Origin of the sequence: Novosphingobium sp. (genome assembly GCF_040398825.1) — a bacterium.
In the GTDB taxonomy this organism is placed as follows: Bacteria; Pseudomonadota; Alphaproteobacteria; order Sphingomonadales; family Sphingomonadaceae; genus Novosphingobium.
On record NZ_JBBATI010000023.1, the window covers coordinates 1 to 26,120 of the forward strand.

At 65.6% G+C, this 26,120-nt stretch carries 29 protein-coding genes and 1 tRNA gene; 13 read left to right on the forward strand and 17 right to left on the reverse strand.

What is annotated here, in order from left to right:
• The coding region (locus tag ABWP89_RS12035) for a site-specific integrase (RefSeq protein WP_353229518.1) at window positions 1-264 on the forward strand (264 nt) is incomplete at its 5' end.
• A 93-nt stretch (window positions 265-357) separates the two neighbouring features.
• On the opposite strand, the gene ABWP89_RS12040 is transcribed toward ABWP89_RS12035, so the two are convergent.
• Window positions 358-449: transfer RNA gene (locus ABWP89_RS12040), tRNA-Ser, on the reverse strand.
• A gap of 367 nt (window positions 450-816) precedes the next feature.
• On the opposite strand from ABWP89_RS12040, the gene ABWP89_RS12045 reads away from it, so the two are divergent.
• Window positions 817-1,557 (forward strand): EipA family protein, encoded by a 741-nt coding sequence (locus ABWP89_RS12045; protein WP_353229599.1) that lies wholly within the window; start codon window positions 817-819, stop codon window positions 1,555-1,557.
• 245 nt (window positions 1,558-1,802) lie between these two features.
• Window positions 1,803-2,975: an amino acid aminotransferase gene (locus tag ABWP89_RS12050; protein WP_353229519.1), complete on the forward strand. Its 1,173-nt coding sequence runs from the start codon at window positions 1,803-1,805 to the stop codon at window positions 2,973-2,975.
• A gap of 42 nt (window positions 2,976-3,017) precedes the next feature.
• Here the strand turns inward: ABWP89_RS12050 and ABWP89_RS12055 are convergent, their stop codons facing one another.
• The 8 genes from ABWP89_RS12055 to ABWP89_RS12090 form a co-directional block, all read right to left on the reverse strand.
• Window positions 3,018-4,169, reverse strand: a complete 1,152-nt coding sequence (locus ABWP89_RS12055; RefSeq protein WP_353229521.1) for a hypothetical protein — start codon at window positions 4,167-4,169, stop codon at window positions 3,018-3,020.
• A 37-nt stretch (window positions 4,170-4,206) separates the two neighbouring features.
• Window positions 4,207-5,361: a caspase family protein gene (locus ABWP89_RS12060; protein WP_353229523.1), complete on the reverse strand. Its 1,155-nt coding sequence runs from the start codon at window positions 5,359-5,361 to the stop codon at window positions 4,207-4,209.
• A 241-nt stretch (window positions 5,362-5,602) separates the two neighbouring features.
• Window positions 5,603-6,238 (reverse strand): riboflavin synthase, encoded by a 636-nt coding sequence (locus ABWP89_RS12065; protein WP_353229524.1) that lies wholly within the window; start codon window positions 6,236-6,238, stop codon window positions 5,603-5,605.
• 38 nt (window positions 6,239-6,276) lie between these two features.
• Window positions 6,277-7,242, reverse strand: a complete 966-nt coding sequence (ribD, locus tag ABWP89_RS12070) for a bifunctional diaminohydroxyphosphoribosylaminopyrimidine deaminase/5-amino-6-(5-phosphoribosylamino)uracil reductase RibD (RefSeq protein WP_353229526.1) — start codon at window positions 7,240-7,242, stop codon at window positions 6,277-6,279.
• 4 nt (window positions 7,243-7,246) lie between these two features.
• On the reverse strand, window positions 7,247-7,777 hold the full coding sequence (locus tag ABWP89_RS12075) for a hypothetical protein (protein WP_353229527.1): 531 nt from the start codon (window positions 7,775-7,777) through the stop codon (window positions 7,247-7,249).
• A 52-nt stretch (window positions 7,778-7,829) separates the two neighbouring features.
• Window positions 7,830-8,594: a M48 family metallopeptidase gene (locus ABWP89_RS12080; protein ID WP_353229600.1), complete on the reverse strand. Its 765-nt coding sequence runs from the start codon at window positions 8,592-8,594 to the stop codon at window positions 7,830-7,832.
• Complete coding sequence (locus ABWP89_RS12085) at window positions 8,591-9,121, reverse strand: YcgN family cysteine cluster protein (protein ID WP_353229528.1); 531 nt, start codon at window positions 9,119-9,121, stop codon at window positions 8,591-8,593. The genes ABWP89_RS12080 and ABWP89_RS12085 overlap by 4 nt, the downstream gene beginning before the upstream one ends.
• A complete protein-coding gene (locus ABWP89_RS12090; RefSeq protein ID WP_353229530.1) occupies window positions 9,118-9,795 on the reverse strand; it encodes an SCO family protein in 678 nt (225 codons plus the stop codon). The genes ABWP89_RS12085 and ABWP89_RS12090 overlap by 4 nt, the downstream gene beginning before the upstream one ends.
• A 60-nt stretch (window positions 9,796-9,855) precedes the next feature.
• Here ABWP89_RS12090 and ABWP89_RS12095 point away from each other — a divergent pair, with 60 nt between their 5' ends.
• The 5 genes from ABWP89_RS12095 (at window position 9,856) to ssb (ending at window position 14,020) form a co-directional block, all read left to right on the forward strand.
• Window positions 9,856-10,485, forward strand: a complete 630-nt coding sequence (locus tag ABWP89_RS12095) for an ankyrin repeat domain-containing protein (protein WP_353229532.1) — start codon at window positions 9,856-9,858, stop codon at window positions 10,483-10,485.
• Window positions 10,486-10,504: 19 nt separating this feature from the next.
• Window positions 10,505-11,158, forward strand: coding sequence for a COQ9 family protein (locus ABWP89_RS12100; RefSeq protein ID WP_353229533.1), 654 nt, complete (start codon window positions 10,505-10,507; stop codon window positions 11,156-11,158).
• Window positions 11,159-11,224: 66 nt separating this feature from the next.
• Window positions 11,225-11,494 (forward strand): FeoA family protein, encoded by a 270-nt coding sequence (locus tag ABWP89_RS12105; RefSeq protein WP_502915279.1) that lies wholly within the window; start codon window positions 11,225-11,227, stop codon window positions 11,492-11,494.
• Entirely contained in the window at window positions 11,491-13,347 is a 1,857-nt protein-coding gene (feoB, locus tag ABWP89_RS12110) for a ferrous iron transporter B (RefSeq protein WP_353229534.1), read from the forward strand. The genes ABWP89_RS12105 and feoB overlap by 4 nt, the downstream gene beginning before the upstream one ends.
• Before the next feature lie 100 nt (window positions 13,348-13,447).
• Window positions 13,448-14,020 carry a single-stranded DNA-binding protein gene (gene ssb, locus ABWP89_RS12115; protein ID WP_353229536.1) on the forward strand — a complete coding sequence of 191 codons (573 nt, stop codon included), beginning with the start codon at window positions 13,448-13,450 and terminating at the stop codon, window positions 14,018-14,020.
• 85 nt (window positions 14,021-14,105) lie between these two features.
• Here the strand turns inward: ssb and ABWP89_RS12120 are convergent, their stop codons facing one another.
• Window positions 14,106-14,849 (reverse strand): 7-carboxy-7-deazaguanine synthase QueE, encoded by a 744-nt coding sequence (locus tag ABWP89_RS12120; RefSeq protein ID WP_353229537.1) that lies wholly within the window; start codon window positions 14,847-14,849, stop codon window positions 14,106-14,108.
• A gap of 199 nt (window positions 14,850-15,048) precedes the next feature.
• Window positions 15,049-17,751 carry a valine--tRNA ligase gene (locus ABWP89_RS12125; RefSeq protein ID WP_353229538.1) on the reverse strand — a complete coding sequence of 901 codons (2,703 nt, stop codon included), beginning with the start codon at window positions 17,749-17,751 and terminating at the stop codon, window positions 15,049-15,051.
• A gap of 119 nt (window positions 17,752-17,870) precedes the next feature.
• Here ABWP89_RS12125 and ABWP89_RS12130 point away from each other — a divergent pair, with 119 nt between their 5' ends.
• Genes ABWP89_RS12130 through ABWP89_RS12145 form a run of 4 tightly spaced genes read left to right on the forward strand, consistent with a single transcriptional unit; the run spans window position 17,871 to window position 21,434 of the window.
• Window positions 17,871-18,983, forward strand: a complete 1,113-nt coding sequence (locus tag ABWP89_RS12130; RefSeq protein ID WP_353229539.1) for an MlaE family ABC transporter permease — start codon at window positions 17,871-17,873, stop codon at window positions 18,981-18,983.
• The gene (locus tag ABWP89_RS12135; RefSeq protein ID WP_353229540.1) at window positions 18,980-19,852 is read left to right on the forward strand and encodes an ABC transporter ATP-binding protein; all 873 of its coding nucleotides are present in this window, start codon (window positions 18,980-18,982) and stop codon (window positions 19,850-19,852) included. Before ABWP89_RS12130 ends, ABWP89_RS12135 begins: the two co-directional genes overlap by 4 nt.
• 17 nt (window positions 19,853-19,869) lie before the next feature.
• Entirely contained in the window at window positions 19,870-20,808 is a 939-nt protein-coding gene (locus tag ABWP89_RS12140) for an MlaD family protein (RefSeq protein ID WP_353229541.1), read from the forward strand.
• A 38-nt stretch (window positions 20,809-20,846) separates the two neighbouring features.
• Window positions 20,847-21,434, forward strand: coding sequence for an ABC-type transport auxiliary lipoprotein family protein (locus ABWP89_RS12145; RefSeq protein ID WP_353229542.1), 588 nt, complete (start codon window positions 20,847-20,849; stop codon window positions 21,432-21,434).
• Between the two features lie 39 nt (window positions 21,435-21,473).
• Here ABWP89_RS12145 and ABWP89_RS12150 read toward each other — a convergent pair whose 3' ends face one another.
• From ABWP89_RS12150 to ABWP89_RS12175, 6 genes are read right to left on the reverse strand one after another with little or no spacing between them, the layout of a single operon-like run.
• Window positions 21,474-22,169: an ATP12 family chaperone protein gene (locus ABWP89_RS12150; protein WP_353229543.1), complete on the reverse strand. Its 696-nt coding sequence runs from the start codon at window positions 22,167-22,169 to the stop codon at window positions 21,474-21,476.
• A gap of 2 nt (window positions 22,170-22,171) precedes the next feature.
• The gene (locus tag ABWP89_RS12155) at window positions 22,172-22,390 is read right to left on the reverse strand and encodes a hypothetical protein (protein ID WP_353229544.1); all 219 of its coding nucleotides are present in this window, start codon (window positions 22,388-22,390) and stop codon (window positions 22,172-22,174) included.
• The gene (locus ABWP89_RS12160) at window positions 22,387-23,052 is read right to left on the reverse strand and encodes an HAD-IA family hydrolase (RefSeq protein ID WP_353229545.1); all 666 of its coding nucleotides are present in this window, start codon (window positions 23,050-23,052) and stop codon (window positions 22,387-22,389) included. The genes ABWP89_RS12155 and ABWP89_RS12160 overlap by 4 nt, the downstream gene beginning before the upstream one ends.
• Window positions 23,049-23,663 carry an FMN-binding negative transcriptional regulator gene (locus ABWP89_RS12165; RefSeq protein WP_353229546.1) on the reverse strand — a complete coding sequence of 205 codons (615 nt, stop codon included), beginning with the start codon at window positions 23,661-23,663 and terminating at the stop codon, window positions 23,049-23,051. The genes ABWP89_RS12160 and ABWP89_RS12165 overlap by 4 nt, the downstream gene beginning before the upstream one ends.
• A 6-nt stretch (window positions 23,664-23,669) precedes the next feature.
• Window positions 23,670-25,118: an RluA family pseudouridine synthase gene (locus ABWP89_RS12170; RefSeq protein WP_353229548.1), complete on the reverse strand. Its 1,449-nt coding sequence runs from the start codon at window positions 25,116-25,118 to the stop codon at window positions 23,670-23,672.
• A complete protein-coding gene (locus ABWP89_RS12175; protein ID WP_353229550.1) occupies window positions 25,115-25,525 on the reverse strand; it encodes a CrcB family protein in 411 nt (136 codons plus the stop codon). The genes ABWP89_RS12170 and ABWP89_RS12175 overlap by 4 nt, the downstream gene beginning before the upstream one ends.
• 320 nt (window positions 25,526-25,845) lie before the next feature.
• Here ABWP89_RS12175 and rpsU point away from each other — a divergent pair, with 320 nt between their 5' ends.
• Window positions 25,846-26,052: a 30S ribosomal protein S21 gene (gene rpsU / locus ABWP89_RS12180; protein ID WP_028641935.1), complete on the forward strand. Its 207-nt coding sequence runs from the start codon at window positions 25,846-25,848 to the stop codon at window positions 26,050-26,052.
• The last annotated feature ends 68 nt before the right edge of the window (window positions 26,053-26,120 follow it).

The following is a 26,120-nucleotide window of genomic DNA, read 5'->3' on the forward strand; positions in this document are numbered from 1 at the left end:
ACGATGGATTGGGTGTCGTCGCAGTTCGGGGCAACCGCGCGCCGGTTGACAAGCAAGTGGTCACAAAAGTGGTCACACCGTGGGCACCCCTTCGTGCGCTTCAAATTCCATGATTTGCGCCATCTTTTCGCCGTTCGCTACCTTCGGGATGGCGGCGGAATCTACGCACTTCAGGGCATTCTGGGTCACACAAGTGTCAAGACGACGGAGATCTATCTGGCCTTCCTGACACCCGACCAGCAGCACGCGGCTAAGCTGGGGTAGTCACAAAAGTGGTCACAGCACCAACGGTTTTGGGCTGTTTCAAGTTGAAAGGGGAAATTCCCATGTGGGAAAAAGTGCCGATTATCATTGACTTGGCGGAGACGGAGAGATTCGAACTCTCGGTACAGATGTATCCGTACGACGGTTTAGCAAACCGTTGGTTTCAGCCACTCACCCACGTCTCCGGATCGCAGCGGCGAGCGCGGCCTATAGCGAGGGTGTGGGGGCGGTGGCAAGGGGGTGCCAGCAATTTTCGGCGCAGGGTTGGTTGATGCGGGCCTGGCGAGGGCGCGGGCACCTTCCGGCGCAAATTCGACTCGGCTCATCGCGGGTTCATTGTCGTCGCGCAATTGTCCACCACAAGGAACCCCGGGGGTCTTGCCACAGGGCGGGCGTCTGGCAATCACGGGTGGTATGATGCACAACATGACATATCGCGGGAACGGCATGCAGGGCATGCGTGGGCAGGCAACCGGAACGCTGGCGCATGTACCGCAGTGCGCGCGCCGTGCCGCGGTGACGGTGGCGGCCACACTGGCGGCGGCCGCGGCCATGCTGCTGGCGCCCGCCGCATATGCACAAGTGCAGAACATCGATCCCAACACCGCGATCGACGCCGATCTCAACCATGGCGCCACCGCGCCTGCAGTGCCATCCGCGCCTGCCGCGCCGCCCGCCACAGCGCCGATGACCGCGCCGGCGGCCGGTGCGTCGTTCAGCAATCCTGCAGCGCCCTCCTATGGTGCTCCGGGTACGGCGGCGACCGGTGGCCCGGTTGGCGGGCCCAGTGCGGCAGCAGCCGGCGGCGACAGCACCTATCATGAAAACGAACTGGTCAATGCGGCCGAAGGCGTGTTTGGCAAAGGCGCGCGCGGGCTGGCGCTGATGATCCGCGACCTGCTGAAAAAGCAGGGTGAACCCAATGCCTATATCACCGGCAGCGAAGGCGGGGGCGCGGTCGTGGTCGGCGTGCGCTATGGCCGGGGCACGCTGCACCACAAGATCGAAGGGCAAAGCCCGGTGTTCTGGACCGGTCCCTCGATCGGGTTTGACCTGGGTGGCAGCGGCGGCAGCACGTTCGTGCTGATCTACAACCTGCACGACACCGAAAAGCTGTTTCAGCGGATCGCCGCGGGCGAGGGCCAGGCCTATATGCTGGGCGGGTTCAACGTGTCGTACATGCGGCGCGGCGATCTGGTGGTGATCCCGGTGCGGATGGGCGGCGGGATGCGGCTGGGGGTCAATGCCGGTTACATGAACTTTACCCACAAGGTTAAATGGGTGCCGTTTTAAGCGTCTGTTTGAAAAGAGCCACCACCACCCCGCACCCCCGGCCCATTCGCCCACAGTGTACCATGAATGGGCGGATGGGCCGGGGGTGCGGGGTGGTGGGTGGCGCATATTTTGCGCCAAAATGGCTTGCGTCGTGCAGGTATGGGGGGCATGGGGTCGCCGTCTGCCGGATCGATCGCAGCCCGGCGGATGATTGCGCTGGCCCCTGATGGCCAGCCATGCTGTCCAGGGAAGGCCGACCACCCATGCTCGAAGCTCTTGCGCCACAGCCCGCCGATGCCCTGCTGGGGCTGATCAAGCTGTACAACGCTGATCCACGGCCGGAAAAGATCGACCTGGGCGTGGGCGTCTATCGCACTGCGACCGGCGCCACCCCGGTGTTCAAGGCGATCAAGGCGGCGGAGGCGGTCCTGCTGGAAACGCAGGACAGCAAATCGTACCTCGGCCCCGAAGGCGACATGGGCTTTGTCCACGCGCTGATCCCTTATGTGTTTGGCGCGGATTTTGATACCACGCGGGTCGATGGCATGCAGGCGCCCGGCGGCACCGGCGCGGTGCGGCTGGCGGTCGAAGTGGCCAGGCGCGCCGGGGTGCGCCGCATCGTGATGGGCACGCCATCGTGGCCCAACCACGCGCAGATCGTGGCCGCCGCCGGGCTGGAACTGGCGCCGTTTCGCCATGTTACCGCTGACGGCACCGCCGATCTTGATGCGTTGATCGCGGCGCTGGCGGAGGTCGGGCCGGGCGATGCGGTGATGCTGCACGGGTGTTGCCACAACCCGACCGGGGTCGATTACACCCCGGCGCAATGGGATGTGATCGCGCCGCTGCTGGCATCACGCGGTGTGCTGCCGCTGATCGATCTGGCCTATCAGGGGCTGGGCGAGGGGATGGAGGCCGATGCCTATGGCCTGCGCGCGGTGCTGGCCGCGGTGCCAGAGGCGCTGGTGGCGTACAGCTGCGACAAGAATTTCGGTTTGTACCGTGACCGCGTTGGCGCGTTCTATGCGGTCACCGGCGATGCCGGCGCGCTGACGCGGGCGATGGCCAATGGTGCGGCGATCGCGCGCGCATCGTGGTCGATGCCGCCCGACCATGGCGCCGCAGCGGTGCGCGTGGTGTTGCAGGATGCCGCACTGACCGCGCTGTGGCTGGCCGAACTGGACGACATGCGCGACCGCATGCGGCAGGTGCGCGATCATCTGGCCGCGGCGCAGCAGGTCGGCACGGTGCCGATGGCGCCGCTGGGCATCCAGAACGGGCTGTTTTCGATGCTGCCACTGAGTGCCGAACAGATCCTGGCGCTGCGCGATGCGCATGGCATCTATATGGCGGGATCGGGCCGCATCAACATCGCCGGGCTGACCACCGACAATATCGGCACGTTCCTGGATGCCTTGCGCGTGGTGGCGGTCTGACAGCCGACCGGGCGGGGTGGCGGCGCGCCACCCCGGACATGGTCAGCTGACGTCGGCCAGCCGTTTCAGCGCGTCGTTCAGCATCTGATCAACCTGGGTCTGTTCGCGGTCATAGGCTTCATAAATCTGCCGCGCGACCTTGGGGTTGCCATTCACCTCTTCGCACGCCGCCAGGTTGTAGCGCAGCGACAGCTGTTTGGTGGTGGCACCTTCGCCCATGGTCTGAAAAATGCCGCAGGCCTTGTCGGGACGACCGGATTTCAGCTGATCGACGGCGTTGGTCAATTTGGCCTGCGTGTCTTTGTCGAATTCGGGAAACTTGGTCTTGAACCCCACTTTGGCCTTGCGGGTTTTCGGCGTCAGATCGGATACCACGGCTTGCGCTGCCTCGACGCGGATGGCGGTCATGATGCTTTCCGGGGTTACCGCAACCTGTTCGTCTTTCTTTCCACGTTTGCCCAGCAGGCCGGTCAGCCCGCCAATACCGCCAAGCGCATTGCCGACACCCCCCAGCGTACTGCCAAAACTGCCAAGAAATCCGGTTGAATTGGCAATGTTGCCGACTTTACCCAGCATGTTGGGGCTGTCCTCCGAACTGGCCTGCTGCACCACCCCCGCGCAGACATCGATCACCACGTCCTTTTTGATGGTCTTTTGATACAGCAGCTTGCTGTTGAGGGCTGCGTAAATGGACGGGGTGACCACGTATGTGCCCTGATATTTCACGCAAGGCGTGGTGACCTTGCTGCAGACATTGTTGCGCGAACACGCCTCGCTGATGGCGTTGAAATTGTTCGAACTGACCGTTGCGGCGGTAACTTCGCCCCAGAACACGCCTTTAACCCCCAGCTTGTCGGCGGCCGCGCGGGCATAGATTGAATCTGGCGGGCTTTTGCGGCTTTTGCCCGGCGCTGCACCGCTGTCCTGCGTGCGGATCGAAAATGCCGGGCGGGTGCCGATGCGCAACGCCTGCAATTCGCCGGCAACCGTGGCTGCAAAATTCTGTCCATCGCTGCCGCGCAAAGGGATCACGCCAATCGACGGCAGGTTGAACACTTCGTCGTATGATCCGGGAATCACCTGGTCGAAGGTATACGTAAACTGCTGGGCCCGGGCACCCGGTGCAAACATCCCGCCACCAAACAGGGCAAGCAGCGCGCAGCAACCGGTGGCGCGCGATCGGGTAACAGCCATTGGTCGATTCATCGGCGTGGTATTCCTGTCTGTCGTTTCAATCGTCGTCGGTATTTTTCGGCAGGACCAGCGCCATGCTGGTGGCCATGCCCTGGCCATCACGCTGCAGGCTGATCGATGCGCGGCGGTCCTGGTCAAGCACGCCGATCACGCTTTGCGGTTCGGCGGGTGTTGCGCTGTTGAGTTTCAGGATGACATCGCCGCGCTTTACGGTGCCGGCGAACGGTGATGCAGCCTCCACATTCACCACCAGCAGGCCCGGTTGCCCATCGGTGCGGCTTTGCAGGACCAGCCCGTAGCCGCGCGCGGTCTGTGCCACCGGCGCGGCCGCCGTAGCCGCGGGCGCGGGTAGGGGTGCCATCCGGGCTGGTGCGGTCACTACCGGGGCCGGTGCAACGAACGCGGGTGCGGGGCCGGCCGGCAGCGCCACCGCCGCATTGGTCGGGCCAGCGCGAAAGGTCCAGTCCGGCTCGTCAAAGATGCCTTGCTGATCCGGGCGCTGATCAACCCCCGACAAGGCCCGCATCTGGCGCGATACCATTGTTGGCAGCGATGAAATGCGCAGTCCCGGGTTGGTCAGCGCCGCCGACAGCGCCTGGGCAAACGGGCTGTTGGTGCCGCCTTTGCCATCGTTGGCCTTCAGCCCCGGCTGGGTGGCCAGCAATACCACCACATTCGGCGGCAGATTGACCTCCCGCGCCAGCCCGCGCGTCGGACCGGCAACCGAACGGGTGGTTTCCGCCCAGCCGCTTTCGCCGGCAAAGGGATTGTCGCGGCAGGCATCCAGAATGACCAGCCGCACCAGGCTGGCACCGGAAACAGCATTGATCAGGGTATTGGTGGCGATTGCCGATCCTTCAAGCTCGTCGGGCGATCCGGCTTTTGCATCGGCGGGCAACAGCCAGTTGCGGCCGCCGACTTCGACGCCATGACCGGCATAATAGATCACCGCAGCCTCGGCGCCGACTGCGCCCTTTTTGAATGTGCTGATGGCGGTCCACAGCGCGGTCCGGCCAAGATCGGCGGGCCTGGTCAATTCGATGACGTCAAATCCGTCACCGCGCAACGCTTTGGCCACCGCATCGGCATCGACCTGCGGGTTGGTCAATTGCGGTACCGACGCATATTGCGAAATGCCGATCACCAGCGCCACCCGGCGCGGGACAGCCGCCTGCACGGGTCCGGATAGCACAAAAAGACCCGCCAGCACGGCCGACACCCGCCCGATCGCCCACCATCGACGCAACTTGCCTGGCAATGGAACCCCCCGGTTACCAGTCGGACCACAGTACAACGGAGCGTTGGCGGCCAGACGCAGCCGCGAATCATTTCCGCCGCAGTCTAAGGAGATTCACTTAGTTAACGCCCGTGTCGATTCCTTTGAAGTGTCCGCAAGATTTCAGCGAGAAATCGATTGCCCGCGCAGACGCTGTTCAGGCGGTGCGGGCGGCGGTCTGCATGCGCATCAGGTATCGCGCCAGCACATCGATTTCCAGATTGACCTGCGCGCCGGGGACCAGTGCGCCCAGTGTGGTGACATCGGCGGTGTGCGGGATGATATTGACGCTGAACCGGGCGCGGCCATCGGGCTGGTCCGCCACGGTGTTGACGGTCAACGACACGCCATCGATGGTGATCGATCCCTTGGCGGCGATATAGGCCGCCAGATCGGCCGGCGCGATGAAATCGATGCGGCGTGATGCGCCTTCGGGGGTGATCGCGGCGACTTCGCCCAGGCCGTCGACATGGCCGGTGACGATATGCCCACCCAGTTCATCGCCCAGTTTAAGCGCGGGTTCCAGATTCAGCCGCGCGCCGGCGTGCCATTGCGCGGGCGCCGTGCACTTGATGGTTTCGCCCGACACATCGACCGCAAACCAGCCCACTGCCGGATCGCCGGCAAACCCGGTGCCCTTTTCCACCACGGTCAGGCACACGCCCGAACAGGCGATCGATGCGCCGATGGCAATCGTGCACTGGCTGCGCGCGGTGGCGATGGTCAGCCGCGTATCGCCCGGTGTTGCCACCGCCAGCACTTTGCCGACTTCGACAATGATGCCTGTGAACATGGGGGGTACGTCCTTTTTGCGTGGGTTGCGTCTGCGATTCAGCGCAACCGGTCGTAGATGGACAGCGTATCGCTGCCAAGCGTCTGCGTGGCCACCGGCTGCCACCGGTCATGCGCCTGGGCCAGATCGTGCAGCCCGATATCGCCAATCGCCGCCAGCCCGCTGCCGATCACGATGGCTGCGCGATAGATCATCAGCCGATCGACCCGGTCGGCGGCCAGAAAGGTGGCCGCCGCACCCGCGCCACCCTCGACATACAGGTACTGTGCCGGTCCGAACGCATCGGGCGCGCCAATGTCCGCCACCGCGCGCCAGCCCGGTGGCGCGACCCCGCGCGTCAGCACGCAGCGTTCAGGGCTGTGCCCCTCCAGCCCGGGCAACCGCACATCCAGCCGCGGCGCATCGCTGCGCAGGGTGCCGCCGCCGACCAGGATCGCATCGCTGCGTGCGCGCATCGCGTGCACATGCGCGCGCGCTGCCGGCCCGGTAATCCACTGGCTTTCCCCCGACGCCAGCGCGATTCGCCCATCGAGCGATGTGGCGAGTTTCAGCGTGACATGTGGCCGCGCCGCTGCCGTACGCAGCAGGTATCCCGCCAGCGAGGCGCGCGCCGCCGCATGATCGAGCACGGTCACCGCGATGCCGGCAGCGCGCAACCGCGCGACGCCCGCCCCGGCGGTGCGCGGATCGGGATCAAGACAACCGATCACCACGCGCGCCAGCCCGGCGGCTACCACCAGATCGGCGCAGGCGGGCCCGCGCGCGCTGTCATGCGCGCACGGTTCCAAGGTGACATATAGCGTTGCGCCGGCGGCGCGGTCGCCGGCCATGGCCAGCGCCATCGCCTCTGCATGCGGGCGGCCGCCCGGCTGGGTATGGCCGCGGCCGACCACGCGGCCGTGTGCGACGATCACGGCGCCGACTGCCGGATTGGGGCGGCTGAGCGGCCGGCCGCGCGCAGCCAGTGCCGCGGCGGCATTCATCCAGTCGAAATCGCCTGGCATTGCCCTAGGGATTGCCGGGGGCAGGGGCGGCACCGGCAACGGCATCAGGACCGGCAACGGCATCAGGATGCGGATCGACCACCGGCTTGGTGCCCTTTTCCAGATAGCGGTCCAGCAGCGCCTGGTTGTGCGCGGCTTCGGCGCGGGCTTCGGCGGCGCGGTCGATCTTGCCCTGTTTGTACATGCGATCGGTATCCATGCCGGAAGCGGCGCCAACCGCCTTGTACATCAGCCGCATGTCTTCGGCGCGGCGTTCCTCTTCGGCCGCCTCTGCCCTGGCCTTTTTCGCTGCGGCGATGTTTTCGGCGATGATCTGCGCGTTGGTGCGATCGGCGCGCCAGCTTTCAAAATAGATGATCTTGGGCGGCGGGGGCAGTGCGCGCCCTCCCTGGCTGGCCATGACCCAGAAAATGCCCCCGGTCACACAGCTCGCCAGCGCCAGCCCGGTCCAGCGGTATTCGCTGGGCGCGCCCAGAATCCGCCACAGATCGATCACCGCGCGGCGCGGGGAAACATTGCTGAAAAACGTGCTCATGGCGCTATATTAGGCATTGGCGCGGCAATTTGCCAGCGGCCGGTTGTGCCAATCACCCGAACGGCTGGTACAACCCGCGCCCATGGCGTTTCAGCCAGGCGTTGGCAGACGCGATATCGCCCTCAAACAGTGTGCCCAGGTGCGCGTGGAACGCCGCGCTGTGGTCAAAATGCGAAAGATGCGCAACTTCGTGCGCGACCACCGACCGGCGCACCGCATCGGGCGCCATGATCAGCCGCCAGTTGATGCGGATCGTGCCATTGGCGGCACAACTGCCCCAGCGCCGTTGCGCGCGCGACAGCGCCAGCCCCGGCACCGGCACCCCGGCGCGTGTGCAATATTCGGCCAGATCGTGCGCGAAACAACGCTTCGCCTCACCCTCCAGCCAGCGCGCCAACCGTGCCGGTACGCTTTCGCGCGGGCCGCCGATCACGATGCTGTCACCGGCTAGCGCAGGGCGGCGCGGGTTGGCCGCGTCCCAGGCCACCGTTACCAGAAATCCGCGATAGGCCATGGTGCCACCGGGGCCGGGCGGTTCTGCCCGGGGCACCCGCGCGGCCTGTTCGGCCAGCCACGCGCTGCGCGCCGCGGCAAACGCCAGCGCCTCGTGCACCGGTACCCACGGCGGCAGCGAGATGCGCACGGCCGCGCCATCGGGCGCCAGCCGCAGTGTCATCCGCCGGGCGTGGCGCAGCCGCCGCAGTTCCACCGGCAACAACCGGTCACCCACGCGCACCGCAGCGGGCACCGGATCGGGCGCGAGCGGGCGTTGCCGCGGGGGTGGTGCGGCGGTCGCGCGGCGCAGCCAGTTCATCATGGCCACGCGCAGTCTTCGCTGTCGCGGTCGTCGTCGCCGTCACCATCGTCGCCATCATCGGCCTGGTACAGCAGCACGCCGTCGGCATCGACAATGTGTTCTTCCAGTGGGCCGGCGATCACTTCGCTGATCGCCTTGCCCACCACCGATTGCCCGGCGCGGTGCACGGCATCGCGGTCGCCGCATTCCAGGTAATGCCATGCCGGCAGCGGCTGGTCCTCTGCCCGCAGGCGATAGGCACAGGTTTCGGGCAGCCACGGCACTTGTGTGACCAGCCGCAGCGTCAGCCGCAGGCAATCGGGCACCATTGCCTTGCGATGGCGGTAATCGGCGCAACGCGCGGTTTTCAGATCCAGCAACCGGCACGCGACATTGGTGCGCCAGACATCACCGGTATCGTCATCCTCCAGCTTGTGCAGACAGCATTTGCCGCAACCATCGCACAACGCTTCCCATTGTTCACGGTTCAGCGCGGCCAGCGGCTTGTCCCAGAACCGGTGCACAGGGGGCGTCGGGGGGGTGGTCAATGGACCCACTGTTCCAGCTCCGCCGCCACGGTCTTGCCATCCTGATCGACCGACAACAGCGCGATGGGTTTGCCGGCCGGGTCCATCAGATAGGCCGCACGGCTGTGATCCATCAGGTAAGTGCCCGGTTTTTCGCCGTCACGCTTCGCATAATAGACCGCATAGGCCTTGGCCGCGACCGCCACTTGCGCCGGCGTTCCGGTCAGGCCGACCAGTTCCTTGCCGAACGCGCCGGCAAACTGGCCCACGGCGGTTGGCGTATCGCGTTCGGGATCGATCGAAATGAACAGCGGCACGATCTGTGGCGCAAGGTCCGGATGCGCATGGGCAAAGGCGTGATAGCCCTGCATCAGGTGCTGCACATCCAGCGGGCAGACATCCGGGCAAAAGGTATAACCGAAATAGACTATGCGCCATTTGCCCGCAAAATCGGCTGACCGCACGGTCTTGCCCGCCTTGTCCACCAGCGTGAAATCGCCGCCCAGCCTGGAATCCGCCAGCGGCGGTTCGGGCTGATGTGCGGCCGGGCCGCACCCGCTCAGCGCCAGGCTGGCCGCAATCAGCCAGGCCGCAGCAAACCGCGCAGGGTAAGAGCGGTTCGCGCGTTGGGGGAATGGGCTGCGGGGTTGCCGGGCGGAGAACAGGACATGTGGTGGCATAGCGCTGCCGGTCATGCTCTGCTAACCAGCCGCTGGCAAGTGTCGGAACGTGCTCGATCAGGGGATTCGCTCAACGTGAACAGCAACTTTGGATTGCGGCATGTGCTGCCGGTAATGGCCGCGCTGGTCGTGGTGGCGGCAGCGCCGGTGCCGGCGTGGGCGCAGTTTTCGGAAAGCTACAAATTCCTCGACGCGATCCGCAAAAAGGATGGCGACGTGGTCAACGAGATGTTGAGCAAGCCATCGACCCAGATCGTCAACACCCGCGATATCACCACGGGCGAAACCGCGCTGCATATCGTGACCGCGCGCCGCGACATGGTGTGGATGCAGTTCATCGTGGGCAAGGGCGCCAACGTCAACGCGCGCAATGGCAAGGGCGAAACCGCGATCGAAATCGCCGCCCAGCTGGGTTTTGCCGAAGGGGTCGATTTCCTGATCAGCGCGGGCGCGCGCGTCGATGAAACCAACAACACCGGCAGCACGCCGCTGATCGACGCGGTCAGCCGCCGCGATCTGGCCGTGGTGCGTGCGCTGCTGAAGGCCGGCGCCAATCCCGACCGGCCCGACAATTCCGGCCGTTCGGCGCGCGATTATGCCACGCTGGATGGCAAAGCCAACGCGGTGCTGGCCGAAATCGAAAGCGTGGCCAAGGCGAAGGCCGCCCCCGGCGCTGCCCGCAAGACCTATGGACCCTCGTTTTAGGGTGAGGCATGATTGCGTGATGACCGACAGCACCGACCATGACAGCTTTCGCATCGATCTCGCCCCGCTGATTGCGGATGCGGCATCGTTTGACGGGTGGACCGATGCGGCGGTTACCGCCGCGGCGGAAATCGCCGGCGTCGATCCTGCTGCCGCGCGCTTTGCCTTTGATGGCAAGGCTATGGCCATGATCACCGCGTGGACACAAAGCATCGATGCCCAGATGCTGCAAATGCCCGGCGCCGCCACGCTGACCAGCCTGAAAATCCGCGACCGCATCCGTACCATGATCGAATTTCGGCTGGAGGCGATCGCCGGCCGCGAAGAGGCGCTGCGCCGCGCGCTGATCGAACTGGCCAAGCCCGGCAATCTGGTGGCGTCGGCGCAGCTTGGCTGGAAAAGCGCCGATGTGATGTGGCGCATGGCCGGCGACACCGCGACCGACCTCAACCATTATAGCAAACGCGCGACGCTGGCGGCGATCTATGCCGCCACGCTGGCGGTCATGGCCGATGATCGCAGCGAGGACCATGCCGATACCCGCGCATTTTTGGGCCGGCGCATCGATGGCGTGATGCGGTTTGAAAAGTTCAAGGCGCAAGTGCTGAACCCCAAGGGCGAACGGCCCAGCCTGGTGCGGCTGTTCGGCCGGCTGCGCTATCCGGCGACCTGAATTTTTTGACCTGAATCAACTATTGCGAATGACTTGCAATTACCCCGGCGCTGTGGCAGCGCTGTGATGATGACGCTTGACATGATCCCCCTGGGCACCCTTGCGCGAATCACCGTGGTCGATTGGTCTGCGCTGGTGGACGAAGAGGCGCAGCGGTTGCGCGCGCTTGGCCTGGCCGAAGGGGCGGACGTGCGGCTGGCCTATCGCGGCGTGTTCATGACGCGTGATCCGCTGGCGGTAGAGGTCGGGCGGATGACCGTCGCGCTGCGCCGCGTCCATGCCCGCGCAATGCAGGTTGAACTGATCACCGACACCGCTGCGGTTGAACCGGCATGAGCCGCAAGCCCGGCGTCGCCGCGCTGGTCGGCAATCCCAATGCGGGCAAAAGCGCGCTGTTCAACGCGCTGACCGGCGCGCGCCAGAAAATCGGCAATTACCCGGGCGTGACGGTGGAGCGCAAGGCGGGGCGGATGCAGCTGCCCAATGGCGAACCGATCGAACTGGTCGATTTGCCCGGCACCTATGGCCTTGATGCCACCAGCCCGGACGAAGACGTCACGCGCCGGGTGATCATGGGCGAACAGGCCGGGCAGGCGCAGCCCGATGTGCTGGTGCTGGTGATCGATGCGTCAAACCTGGAACAGCACCTGGTGCTGGCACAGGAAGTGATCGCGCTGGGCCGCCCGTGCGTGGTGGCGCTGAACATGGTTGATCTGGCCGAACGCGATGGCCTGGTGCTCGATCCGGCTGCGCTGGCGGCGGAACTGGGCGTGGCAGTCATCCCCACCGTGGCGGTGCGGCGGCGCGGGCTGCCCGATCTGGTGGCGGCAGTGGCGGCGGCGCGGCTGGCGGCAGAGGCGGGGCCACCGCAACCGCGCGCACACCTGACCATGGCCGAACGGCGGATGCTGGCGCGCACGATGGCGCGCGGCGCGATCCTGTCGGAAACCGCGATGCACCGGTTGCACGCGCGGCTGGACCACGTGCTGCTGCATCCGTGGCTGGGGCCGCCAATCCTGTTCGCGTTGCTGTTTGTGGTGTTCCAGGCGGTGTTCAGCTGGGCCAAACCGGCGCAGGACGGGTTGGACGCGCTGTTCACCATGGCCTCGGCGTGGTTGCGCGGGGCGATGCCGGCATCGTTGTTCCGCGATCTGGTTACCGACGGGGTGATCGCCGGGGTCGGTTCGGTGGTGGTGTTCCTGCCGCAGATCCTGGTGCTGTTTTTCTTCATCCTGGTGATGGAGGCGACCGGGTACATGGCGCGCGCGGCGTTCCTGATGGACCGCATGATGGCCGGCGTCGGCCTGTCGGGGCGCAGTTTCATCCCGCTGTTGTCCAGCTTTGCCTGTGCGGTGCCGGGGATCATGTCAACGCGGTCGATCACCGATCCGCGCGACCGGCTGACCACCATCCTGATCGCGCCGATGATGACCTGTTCGGCGCGGCTGCCGGTCTATGCGGTGATCATCGCCGCGTTCATCCCGGCGCGGCAGGTGTTGCCGGGGGTCGGGCTGCAGGGGCTGGTGCTGCTGGTGCTGTATGTTTCGGGTATTTTGGGCGCGATGGGTGTGGCGCTGGTGCTGCGCCGGTCGATCACGCGCGGCGCGGCGTCGGGCTTCATCATGGAACTGCCCAAATACCAGCTGCCAACGGTAAAGGATCTGGCGATCGGGCTGTTGCAGCGCGCGCAGATTTTTCTTCGCCGCGCCGGCACGATGATCTTTACCGTGGCGATCGTGCTGTGGCTGCTGCTGAATTTCCCGCGGGCCGAACCGGGGCGTGATCAGGTCGATGCGTCGATCGCCGGGCATATCGCCAACGGGCTGGCGGTGCTGGTCGAACCGGTCGGGTTCAACCGTGACATCGCACTGGCGCTGATCCCGACGATGGCCGCGCGTGAGGTTGCGGTCAGTTCGCTGGCCACGACGTATGCGGTCGGCAGCACCGATGATGCGACGCGCGCGATCGGCCTGGGCGCGCAGCTGAAACGGCACTGGTCGCTGGCGACGGCGCTGGCGTTCCTGGCGTGGTTTGTATTTGCGCCGCAATGCATGTCGACCATCGCGGTCACCCGGCGCGAAACCAACGGGTGGAAATGGCCGGCGTTCATGCTGTCATACTTGTTCGGGCTGGCCTATCTGTTCGCCGGAATTGTCTATTGGACCGCGGTCGCCGCCGGGCTCGGCTGATTGCAGCGAAAATGGTGGTGGAAAGCCGGTTGCGGGGGCTGTGCGTTCCCGCGCCGCATGCGCTAGCCACGGACAAATTACCAAACAGGGACACGATTCGATGGCAGGCAGCGTCAACAAGGTCATTCTGGTCGGCAATCTGGGCGCAGACCCCGAAACGCGGAACTTCCAGAACGGCGGCAAAGTGTGCAACCTGCGCATCGCCACGTCGGAATCGTGGAAAGACAAAAACACCGGCGACCGCCAGGAACGCACCGAATGGCACACGGTGGCGATCTTTTCCGAAGGCCTGGTGGGCGTCGCCGAACGCTATCTGCGCAAGGGATCAAAGGTCTATATCGAAGGCCAGCTGCGCACGCGCAAATGGCAGGACAAGGACGGGCAGGACCGCTATTCGACCGAAGTCGTGCTGCAGGGCCTGGGATCGGTGCTGACCATGCTGGACGGCGCGCCCGGTGCGGGCGGTGGCGGCGGCGGTGGTGATCGCGGCGGATTTGGTGGCGGTGATCGTGGCGGCGACCGCGGCGGATCGGGCGGCGGCTATGGCGGCGGGCAGCGTTCCGGCGGTGCATCGTCGGGCGGCGGCTTTGGCGGTGGCGGGTCCGGCGGTGGATCGGGCGGCGGCGCGCCGGGCGGGTTCGGCGACGATCTGGACGACGATATCCCGTTCTGAAGCTTTTTGGTGTCGCATCGTTATTTGCAAAAAGCCGGTTCCCATCCTTCGACATCGCTCAGGACAGGCTTTTTTGCACGATGCTTCATGTCCCGCGCGTATCACCATACAGATGAATGTGCAGCCGGTCGGTAAAGCGCCAGCCGCGCTGCATGGCCGCCTCTGCCAGCCAGCGTGACCGGTCGCGCAGGATTGTGCTGTCGGTGCCTTCGGGCATGACGAACAGGCGGTCCGGTGCGATGGCATAAGTCAGCGCCAGATCGCTGACTTCGGTCAGATCGGCGGGGGTGGCGATCACGAATTTGAACCAGGCGCGCGGGTTCACTGCCCATTCGCGCAGGCGTTCGGGGATCAGCGCCAGCGCCGCCGGGTTGCCCGAATGCGCCAGTTTCGGGCTGACATTGTACTGGTCGATCATGGCATCGAGCGCGGCGGGCGGGGCGACGGTGCCGTTGGTTTCGATCTCGATGTGAAACGGCGCCATGGTGCTCAGTGCGGTGATCATCCGCGCCAGCGCCGGGGCCTGCAACAGCGGTTCGCCGCCGGTGATGACCACGCGTGGCACGCCATGCGCGGCGATCCGCGCGGCGACCTCTGACACATCGAGCGCGATCTGGTTGCTGGTTCTGGCAAACGCCAGATTGTCGCGGTGCGGCCGGTTGTCGCCATCAAACCGCCAGGTATAGGCGGTGTCGCACCACTGGCACGCCAGGTTGCACCGCGACAGCCGCACAAACAAAGATGGCCGCCCGATCGACGCGCCTTCGCCCTGGATCGAGGCGAAGATTTCCGCTTGTCCCGGGGTGGTGGTGGCCAGGATCAGGTTCATGCAACGATCTTACGTGGACTGTATTGAACAACCACATCAATCCGCTCGTCCTGAGCCTGTCGAAGGACACGCGCAACGGCCTGCCCAATGCCCGCGCAAAGTATCCTTGGCCAACCGTCGCGCGCGTCCTTGGACAGGCTCAGGACGAACGGGGTTGGGGAAGGGGGGCGCTGCACGCGCGGGGGACAGTCCGCTACGCTCACCCCAGCCGCGCCAGTGCTGCCGACAGCCGTGTGGCCTCTGCCGCATGGTGGGCGTGGTCGGCACGGGCCTTGTCCACCGCTTCGGGTTTGGCGCGTTCGACGAAGGACGCGTTGTTCAGCCGGCCTTCCAGCGCCTTGGCCTCTTTCTGCGCGGCGGCCAGCGCCTTTTCCAGCCGCGCGCGTTCCGCCGCGACATCGATCAGGCCCTCCAGCGGCACGATCAGCGTGGCATCGCCGGCGCCCACCTGCATCGCCGCGCCCGCCGGGGCGGGCGCCAGATGGATCGCCGACAGCCGCGCCAGCCGGTCGATTACCGGGCCGTTGCCGGCGATGATGGCGCGGGTCGCCTCGCTCGGTTCGGGCAGCCACGCCTCCAGCCGTGCGCCGGGCGGCAGGCCCAGTTCGTTCTTGGCGGTGCGGAACCCCGAAACCAGCGCGATCAGCCATTCCACTTCGGCCTTGGCCGCAGGATCGACGTGGGCCGCCGGTGCGGGCCATTGCGCCACGATCAGGTCGTCATGCCGCTCGCCAAGCGCGTGCCACAGTTCCTCGGTCACAAACGGCATGAACGGGTGGAGCATGACCAGGATCTGATCGAGCACCCAGCCGGCCACGGCCTTCGTTTCATCATCAAAGTTGCCCTTGATGAATTCGATGTACCAGTCGCAGAACGTGCCCCACGCAAACTGATAGATCACATTGGCCGCCGCATCGAAGCGCAGGTCGGCCAACGCCGCATCGAGCGCGGCCAGCGTTTCGACCACTTCGCCAATGATCCAGCGGTTGACCGCATGCGTCGCTGCGGGCGCGGCCAGCGTGGTGGACGCGGCAATGCCGTTGGCCTGGCAAAACCGCGCAGCGTTCCACAGCTTGGTGGCGAAATTGCGATAGCCTTCGACGCGGCGCTCGTCCATTTTGACATCGCGGCCCTGGCTTTCCATCGCGCACATGAAAAAGCGCAAGGCATCGGCGCCATACTGGTCGATCAGGCCCAGCGGATCGACCACGTTGCCCTTGGATTTGGACATTTTCTGCCCGTCGGCCGCCCGCACCAGCCCGTGCAGGTACAACCGCCGCCATGGCACCTGGCCCATGAATTCGATGCCCTGCATCGCCATCCGCGCATCCCAGAAAAACAGGATGTCGAACCCGGATATCAGCAGGTCATTGGGATAGTGGCGCTTCACCAGTTCGCTGTCGTCGGGCCAGCCCAGCGTGGCAAACGGCCACAGCGCCGACGAAAACCACGTGTCGAGCACGTCGGGATCGCGCGTCAGCACAACGCCAGTACCCGCCAGCGCCTGCGCCGTCGCTTCGCTGTCCGCGACATAGGCGGTGCCCTGGGCATCATACCACGCCGGTATCTGGTGCCCCCACCACAATTGCCGCGACACGCACCACGGCTGAATGTTTTCCATCCAGTTGAAGAAGGTTTTTTCCCAGGTCTTGGGCACGATCTCGATCGCGCCCGACCGCACCGCCGCCATCGGCGCCTGCGCCAAAGTATGCGCATCGACATACCATTGGTCGGTCAGCCAGGGTTCGATCACCACCCCGCCACGATCGCCATAAGGGGTCTGGATCGTGCGCGGTTCAAAATCGTGCTCGGCGCCGTCCTTGTCGACGTGCGGCACCAGAAACCCGCCCTCCTTCATCGCCGCGACCACCGCCGTGCGCGCATCAAACCGGTCAAGGCCGACATATTCGGCGGGCACCAGGCCATCGGCGGTCTGCACCACGCGCGCCTCTGCATCGAACATGTTGAGCATGTCCGCGGGTTTGATCCCGGCGCGCTTGCCCACGTCGAAATCGTTGAAATCGTGGCCGGGCGTGATCTTCACCGCACCTGAACCCAGCGCCGGATCGGCATGGTCGTCGGCCACCACGCGCAACCGCCGCCCGGTCAGCGGCTGCAGGATTTCCGCGCCGATCACCGATTGATAACGCGCATCATCGGGATGCACCGCGACCAGCATATCGGCCAGCATCGTTTCGGGGCGCGTCGTCGCCACCTCGATATAGTCCAGCCCATCCGCGCGCACCACGCCATCGGCCAGCGGATAGCGGAACCGCCAGAACCCGCCTTTCATTTCGCGCGTTTCGACTTCCAGATCGGAAATCGCGGTTTTCAGCCGGGGGTCCCAGTTTACCAGACGCTTGTCGCGATAAATCAACCCCTTGTTGAACAGGTCGACAAACACTTTGACCACTGCGCGGGTGAAATGCGGGTCCATGGTGAACTGTTCGCGGCTCCAGTCCATCGAACAGCCCAGCCGCCGCAATTGTCCGGTGATGGTGCCGCCGCTCTCCGCCTTCCATTCCCACACTTTGGTGATGAAATCTTCGCGGGTGTAATTGCTGCGCTTGTCCTGGCGTGCCTCCAACTGGCGTTCGACCACCATCTGCGTGGCGATCCCGGCGTGATCGGTGCCGACCACCCACAGCGCATCCTTGCCGCGCAGGCGTTCGTACCGGATCACGACGTCCTGCAAAGTATTGTCGAGCGCGTGGCCGATGTGCAGGCTGCCGGTCACGTTCGGTGGCGGATTGACGATGGTGAACGGCGTGGCATCGGGCCGCGCGGGGCGAAACGCGCCCGCGCTTTCCCAATGGCGGTACCATTTCGCCTCGATCGCGGCGGGCTCGAATGTTTTGGCCAGCGCCTCGGGCGTGGCGGTGTCGGGAATGGTGTCGGTCATGATCCATGCGCCTTGCCATTCCGGCGCGCCGACTGCAACCGTCGCGCGCGGGCAGGCGGTGCGGTCATGTCCAGCCGGCGCTTGCCGCGCCGGGCTATTTCCCGCATGGTGCACGCGGGATGACCGATATCGCCGATTTCACGCTACGTCCGGGGGATTCCGGCGACACGCTGGTGTTTACCGGACCGCTGATCGTTGCGACGATGGGCCGCATTGATGATCGCCTGCGCGCGCTACCCGGGCCGATCGCGCAGATCGACCTTGGTGCGGTCAGCGTGATCGATACGGTGGGCGCCTGGGTGTGCTGCCGCGTGGCGCGTGAATGCGGGGCGAAGATCATCAACCCCTGTGACGCCGCAGCGCGGCTGATCGCGGCGATGGACACCATCGACGATGGCGTGCGGGCCGAACCGCCGCACCAGTTGCCGGTATGGACGCGCGTGCCGGCCGAAGTCGGCGACAGCATGATCGAATACCGCCACGCCACGGTGACGGTGCTGGGCTTTGTCGGGCAGCTGGTGCTGGCCACCGGCGCGTTGCTGCGGCATCCTGGCCGCTTTCGCTTTCGCGCGCTGGTTCACCAGATGGAACTGGTCGGGGTGAATGCGCTGGGCATCATCGGATTGATGAGCTTTCTGGTCGGGATCGTGATCGCGCAACAGGGCGCAGTGCAGTTGCGGCAATTCGGTGCCGAAATCTACACCGTCAATCTGGTCGGGCGGCTGACTTTGCGCGAACTGGGCATTTTGATGACGGCGATCATGGTCGCCGGCCGGTCCGGATCTGCCTTTGCCGCGGAAATCGGCACGATGAAGCTGACCGAAGAGGTCGATGCCATGCGCATCATCGGGGTCGCCCCGATGGAGGCGCTGGTGATCCCGCGCATCATGGCAACGATCGTGATGATGCCGCTGCTGGGGGTCTATGCGGCGGTGCTGGGGATCATCGGCGGCGCGTTTCTGGCGCAATTTGCGCTGGGCATCCCGTTTGTCAGCTTTCTGACCCGCATCCGCGAAGTGGTGCCGATCTTTGACTTGTGGGTGGGGCTGATCAAGGGGCCGGTGTTCGGGCTGATCGTATCGATCGCCGGGTGTTACAACGGCATGCAGGTCACCGCCAATGCCGAAGAAGTGGGCACGCGCACCACCGCCGCGGTGGTCATGGCGATTTTCCTGGTGATTGTGCTCGACGCGATTTTTGCCATCCTGTTCACCGAAGTGGGCTGGGGATGACCGCGACCGATACCGCCACCGTTCCCGATACTGCCCACGAACCCGCGAACCGGCATGACGATGCCGCTGAATTTCCCATTCGTGTGCATGGCTTGCGCACCGAGTTCGACACGCACGTGGTGCACGACAATCTTGATCTGGATGTCCGGCGCGGCGAAATCCTGGGGGTGGTGGGTGGATCGGGCACCGGCAAATCGGTGCTGATGCGCGTGATCATCGGGTTGCAACAGGTCAACGCGGGATCGATCGATGTGCTGGGCCAGTCGATTACCGAGGCGCGCGATGACGCCGATATCGCCATCCGTCGCCGCTGGGGCGTGCTGTTTCAGGGTGGCGCGCTGTTTTCCACGCTGACCGTTGCCGAAAATGTCGAAGTGCCGTTGCGCGAATTCTACCCCGAGATCGGTCCACAATTGCTGGCCGAAATCGCCCGGTACAAAGTGCTGCTGTCCGGGTTGTCGGCGGATGCCGCGGGCAAATTTCCGGCCGAACTGTCGGGCGGTATGCGCAAACGCGCTGGCCTGGCGCGGGCGCTGGCGCTTGATCCGGAACTGCTGTTCCTTGACGAGCCGACTGCCGGGCTCGACCCGATCGGCGCGGCCGCGTTCGATGCGCTGATCATGAGCCTGCAACAGACCCTGGGGCTGACGGTGTTCCTGATCACCCACGATCTCGACACCTTGCACGAAATCTGCGACCGCGTGGCGGTGATCGCCGACAAACACGTGATCGCGGTGGGCACGATCCCCGAACTGATGGCGCTCGACCATCCGTGGATTCAGGAATACTTCAAAGGGCCGCGCGGGCGTGCGGCCATGGCGTCAAAGGGCTCTGGCAAACACTCTGACAAACACTCTGACAATCGGTAAGGGGCAGCTGCAGCACTATGGAAACACGCGCAAACCATGTCTGGGTAGGGGTGGTGACACTGGCCCTGATCGCCGGGGTCGCGCTGATGGTGGTGTGGATCGCGCGGCTGAGCCATCCGGTGCAGAACCATTACGACATTTTTTTCCGGCAATCGGTCGATGGCGTGGCGCGTGGCTCTGCGGTGACGTTTTCGGGCGTGCCGGTGGGCCAGGTTGGGCAAATTGCGTTGTGGGAACAGGACCCCAGCTTTGTGCGGGTGCGCATCAATATCGACCACAAGGTGCCGATCCTGATCGGCACCACCGCCAGCCTGCAGGGCAGTTTTACCGGGGTGACCACGATCCAGCTGTCGGGCGCGGTCAAGGGTGCTGCGCCGATCACCCTGCCTGGCCCGGGCGGGGTGCCGGTGATCCCGACCAAACGCAGCGGCCTGGGCGAACTGTTGTCAAGCGCGCCGGTACTGCTGGACCGACTGACCGAGCTGGCCGAACGGCTGACCACGCTGGTGTCCGACAAGAATCAGAAGGCGGTGGGCGACATTCTGGCCAATACCGACAAACTGACCGCCAATCTGGCCGCGGCCAGCCCCGATGTGAAGGCGACGGTGGGCGAATTGCGCACCACCATCCAGCAGGCCAACACCACGCTGGCGAGTTTTGAACGGCTTTCCAACACCGCCAATACAGCGATCAGCGACAACAAGGACGGGCTGGTGCGGCAATTGCACGACACGCTCAAATCCGCCAATGCGGCGGCTTCGTCGTTGCAGGGCATGATGGACGATGCCCGGCCCGCCGTGCGCCGATTGAACGATCAGACCCTGCCGTCGGCTGAAACCGCGATCCGCGATCTGCAATCGACCACGCATGCCTTGCGCGATTTAAGCGATCAGCTGAAGGATCGCGGGGTCGGCACACTGATCGGCGGGCCGCAATTGCCCGATTACAAACCATGATCGGTTCGGCAACGAACCCGTCGCCCACGAAAGTAACCATGATGCGCAAGGCTGTGTTTGCCCCGCTGCTGCTGATCCCGGTGCTGTCGGGGTGCATCAATCTGGGGCTGGGATCGGCCAAGACCCCGCCCGCGCTGCTGACGCTGACATCGGATACCGCGCCGGTTGATGGCAGCGTAACCAGTGGCCGCGCCGAAACCACGCTCAGCGTGCCGGAACCCGCCGCTGCGGCCAAACTGGGCGTGGTGCGCGTGGCGGTGACCATCGATGCATCGCGCGTGGCCTATCTGAAACAGGCGCAGTGGGTAGAACGCCCGGCGCGGCTGTTTCAGCACCTGCTGGCCGAAACGCTGCGCGCACGCGGCAAACGGCTGATCAGCGAAGGCGATGCCGGCGTGCATGGCCCGGTGCTGTCGGGCCGGTTGATCGAATGCGGCTATGACGCGCGCACGGCATCGGCAGTGGTGCGGTTCGATGCCACGCGCCAGTTGCCCGACGGCACGATCGAAACCCGCCGGTTCGAGGCCAGCGCCGATCATATCGCTGCGCAGGCCAGCGATGTTGGCGCCGGGCTGAACCAGGCTGCCAACCAGGTCGCCAGGGCCGTGGCCGACTGGATCAATTAACGCGCTTCGGGAAATCCTCCCCGAATCGGGGAGGATGTTCTATCCGCGCGCCAGTGCAGTAAACCGCGCGGCGGCGGCGAAGGTGGCGTGGCGGCGGGCGCGGCGGGCTTCGGCTTCGGGCACTTTGCCCCACAGTTCGGCCTGCCACAGCTCTTCCAGATTGGCCGCGTCCCACAGCGCATCGATGGTCATGGCGGATTCCAGCGCTGCCAGGCCGATAATCAGCGATGCCGCCAGGCTGGTCAGGGTGTGCAGCCCGGCCAGCGCAAAGGCATCGTGGCCATCAATGTGCGCGCGCAGCCGTGCCAGCGTTTCAGGCGGCTGCGGGCGGTGGATAACTCCGGCCACGCGCACAAAGCGCACGTCAAAGCGCGCCTCTGCCGCGGTCACCAGCGGTTCCCAGTCGGTGTGCTGGCGCGCAGCGAACGGCTCATCGGGATAGGCGCGGTAACACAGCGTGTCGGTTTCGGCATAGCCGATCAGCGTGGCACAAGTCTGCGCGGGATCGGGCGCGACCACATCGATGGCATAATCGGCCAGATCGCGCATGAAAAAGCGGGTGGGGTCAATCTCGTCGCCCTGATCGGCCCATTCTGCCGCCAGAGCCTGGGCCAGCGGGCGCGACGGCACCGCTTGCGCGCGCCCGCCTTGCGTCTTGACCGCCCGCCCGTCGAGCAGCACACGATGGCCATCGGCCGTTTCGGCCACGCTGACTTCGCGATAAAACCGCTTCACGGTTAAGGCCTGCGCTTCCACGCCCGCGCCAGCAGCATTGGTACGGCAAAAAATTCTGCTGCGCCCGCCACTACCAGCACCGCGCCAACCAGATCGGGCACCCCCGCCAGCCAGCGCTGGCCATGGCTGAGAATGACCACCCCCAGCAACGCGATCAACGCCCCGCTCAACCGCAGCGCCTGCAGGATCATGAAACGCGGCAGCGCCGGATCGGGGGTCATGTTTCCAGGTCTTTCAGCAGCAAGTGCAATTGCGCGACCGACCCGGCCACCACTTCGGCACCGGCGGCGAACAGGTCATCGGGGTGGTGGTAACCCCAATCGACGCCGATCGCGCGCACCCCGGCGTTGACCGCCATCGCCATGTCATAGGCGGTGTCGCCGATCATCACGGTCTGATCACGATCTGCGCCGGTGGCATCCAGACAGGCCTCGATCATCGCCGGATCGGGCTTTGACGGGTGGCGGTCGGCGGTCTGCAGCGTGACGAAATGGCCGGCCAGCCCGTGACGATCCAGGCAATGTGCCAGGCCCCGGTCGCTTTTGCCGGTGGCCACGCCCAGCAGCCAGCCACTCGCGGCCAGATTGGCGACCAGCGCGGCGATCCCGTCGTACAGCGGTTCTTCCACCACCCCGGCGGCGCGGCGGCTGCGAAATGCGTCCTTATAGGCCTGCACCAGCGATGCGGCGGTTTCGGGGTCGGTGTGCGGGGCCAGCTGGCGGATTGCCTCTCCCAGCGACAGCCCGACGATGCGGCGGATCGCGGTGCGCGGCGGCGCGCGCAACCCGTGCGCGGCAAACGCCGCCTCCATCGCCTCGGCAATGTCGGCCTGACTGTCGACCAGCGTGCCGTCACAGTCGAATATCGCAAGCCGCCCGGTCATTGTGTCATGTCCCCCGGCACCAGCGCCTGCATCAGCGTGGCAATCGCCCCCGATCCGGCGGCAGCCAGCCCATCGGCCACGCGCGCGCGATCAGCGGCGGATTTGTTCTGCGACAGCTTGAAGGTCGGGCGCCAGGCCATGACCTCCAGCTCAAATCCGACAATCCCGTCGAGCAGCCGCGACATCGTGGCATCGGGCACTTTGTCCATCGTCCACGGTGTGCCGCCCATCCGCGCCTCATGCTGTGCAGATGCATCACGCAGCAAAGCGACCAGCCCGTCGCGGGTCAGCCGCTGCACGCGGCCTTCGCATTCGACCGTGACATAGTTCCAGGTCGGCACCTGGCCCAGATCGTCGTACCAGCGCGGAGAGACATAGCCATCGGGGCCATTGACCACCACCAGCGCGGGTCCCTGTTCGATATGCCGCACCAGCGCATTGCCGCGCGCCAGATGGAACGCGATATGGCCATCGTCACGCAGCAGCAGCGGCACATGCGCCACACGCGGGCCATCGGGGGTGGCGGCAAACACCATGCCGAACCCGACGTCATCGATGATCTGCGCCAGCAGCGCGCGGTCATCGTGACGAAAGGCGGGGTTGGGATGCATCGTTGATCAGCCGCGGTCGCGCGGCGTCCGCGCTGGCGCCGGGGTGGTGCGGCGTGGCGGTTTTGTGCCGCCTGGCCGGGGCGCTGACCGGGGGGCTGAACGGGGTGCGGATGGCGCGCCGGTGCGGGGTGCCGATCGTGGCGCCGGTTTTGACCCGGTGGGGGCGCCGGATCTGGGCGGTGCCCTGCCCGGTGACGTGCCCGGCGCTTTGGCAAACGGCTTGGCCGGCGGTTTTGTCCCCGGCTTAGCCCCTGTTCGTGCACCGGTTCTGCCGGGTTTTCCCACAGGCTTACCCCCAGCCTTTTCCACAGGGCGGCGTGCGGGCCGTTCGCGTGGGGTATCATCGCTGCCCCGGCCGCGCCGTTCGCCCTTGCGTTCGCGGCGCAGGTCTTTGGAATGGGCGCGTGCGGCACGCTTTTCCGCTACCCGTGGCGGGGTTGCGGGCGCGGCGTCCAGCACCGCATCGCCTTCGGATTCGGTAAAGCCCAATTGCGCCAGCCCGGTGGCAAAATGGTCGGGCAGCGGCGCGGTCACATCGATGGTGTCGCCTTCGGGATGCGGGATCACCAGCCGGCGCGCGTGCAGATGCAGCTTGCGGCTGATCGTGCCGGTCAGGAATGCGGCCTGCCCGCCATATTTGCCGTCACCGACGATGGGGTGGCCGATTGCCGCCATGTGCACGCGCAACTGGTGGGTGCGCCCGGTCAGCGGTTGCAGTTCCACCCAGGCCGCGCTGTTGCCGGCGCGGTCGATCACGCGATAGCGGGTGCGCGCGGATTGGCCCGCGCCGCTTTCATCCACCATCATCTTTTCGCCGCCGGTGCCGGGCTGCTTTGACAGCGGCAGTTCGATTTCGCCGTTGTAGATCTGCGGCACCCCAACCACCAGCGCCCAATAGATTTTGCGCGCTGATCGCCCGGCAAAATGCCGCGAAAAATACGCGGCGCTGCCCGGCGTGCGCGCAATCAGCAGCACGCCCGACGTATCCTTGTCCAGCCGGTGGACCAGCCGCGGGCGCGGGCCATGATCGGCGGCATAGGCATCGAGCAGGCCATCGACATGGACGTGCGTGCCGCTGCCGCCCTGCGTGGCCAGGCCCGGCGGCTTGTTCAGCACGATCGCCGCGCGATCCTGCGTCAGCACCATACCCTCGGCCAGGGTGACCTCTTCATCGGTCAGCGGTTTGCGCGCGGCGGCACTGCCGATGCCCGGCGGCAGCGATCCGCCCGGCGGCACACGCAGCGTCTGCCCCGGCACCAGCCGGGTATCGACATCGGCGCGTTTGCCATCCAGCCGGATCTGCCCGGTGCGCGCCCAGCGCGATACCGTGGCAAAGCCGATCAGCGGCAGATGGCGTTTGAACCAGCGATCCAGCCGCACGCCATCATCATCGCGGCCGACCACGAACTGGCGCACCGCTTCTGCCGGCGTGGCGGTCTTGCGCGGGGGCTTCATGTCACCACCCGCGTCAGCATCAGCCCGGCGAACAATCCGCCCAGCCCGGCGATCAGCGTTGCCGCGACATAGCCCATCGCCAGCACGATCGCGCCGCGTTCGACCAGCACCGCAAAATCCAGCGCGAAGGATGAAAACGTGGTGTAGCCGCCCAGCACGCCGACGCCCAGCAACAGGCGCCAGTGTTCCCCGCCCGTGCCATGGCGCGCCAGCCAGCCGGCCAGCACACCCATGGCGATCGACCCCGCGACATTGACCGTCAGCGTTGCCCAGGGGAACGCGGTGGCCGCGACCGGGCCGATCGCGCCGGACCAGATCCGGCCGGTGACAAAGCGCAGCCAGGATCCGGCCGCGCCGCCGCCGGCCACCAGCACAGAGGCGGAAAGAAATGAACTTTGTGATTGCATGCGCCCGTCCATAGAGCATCATGCGCAAAAGTGGTAAGCGGTTTTGTCATCATGACCTGCGCCGGGCCTTGCGCCGTGTGGCAAGGCATGACGCTGACCGGCGGTGCCCGACTCGGCTTGCCTTACCCCGGCCAAAGTGTTAGTGGCCCCGCATTAAGCGCCGATCCCTGTCGGGAATCGGCCGTTTTTGTTTGCAACTGCGCAGAATCGCTGATCTCGCGGTTGCGATTTTCCTGGGTGATCCCCCGCCTTGATCCGTGCAGGTGACTGCGCGCGGCAGACGGGGTTCTGGCCTGTTATTTCGTGAGGTGTCTTTTTTTATGCAGATTCTCGTTCGCGACAACAATGTCGATCAGGCTCTCCGCGCGCTCAAAAAGAAGCTGCAGCGTGAAGGCGTGTACCGCGAGATGAAGCTGCGCCGTCACTTCGAAAAGCCGTCGGAAAAGCGCGCCCGTGAAAAGGCTGCTGCTGTCCGTCGCGCCCGCAAACTGGAACGCAAGCGCGTCGAACGCGACGGCGGCAAGTAGGGTTCGGTCGCGGCCGGCCAAGTCTGGCGGGCCATGGTGATCGAACTTCGCGCGTAAATCCGCGCTTA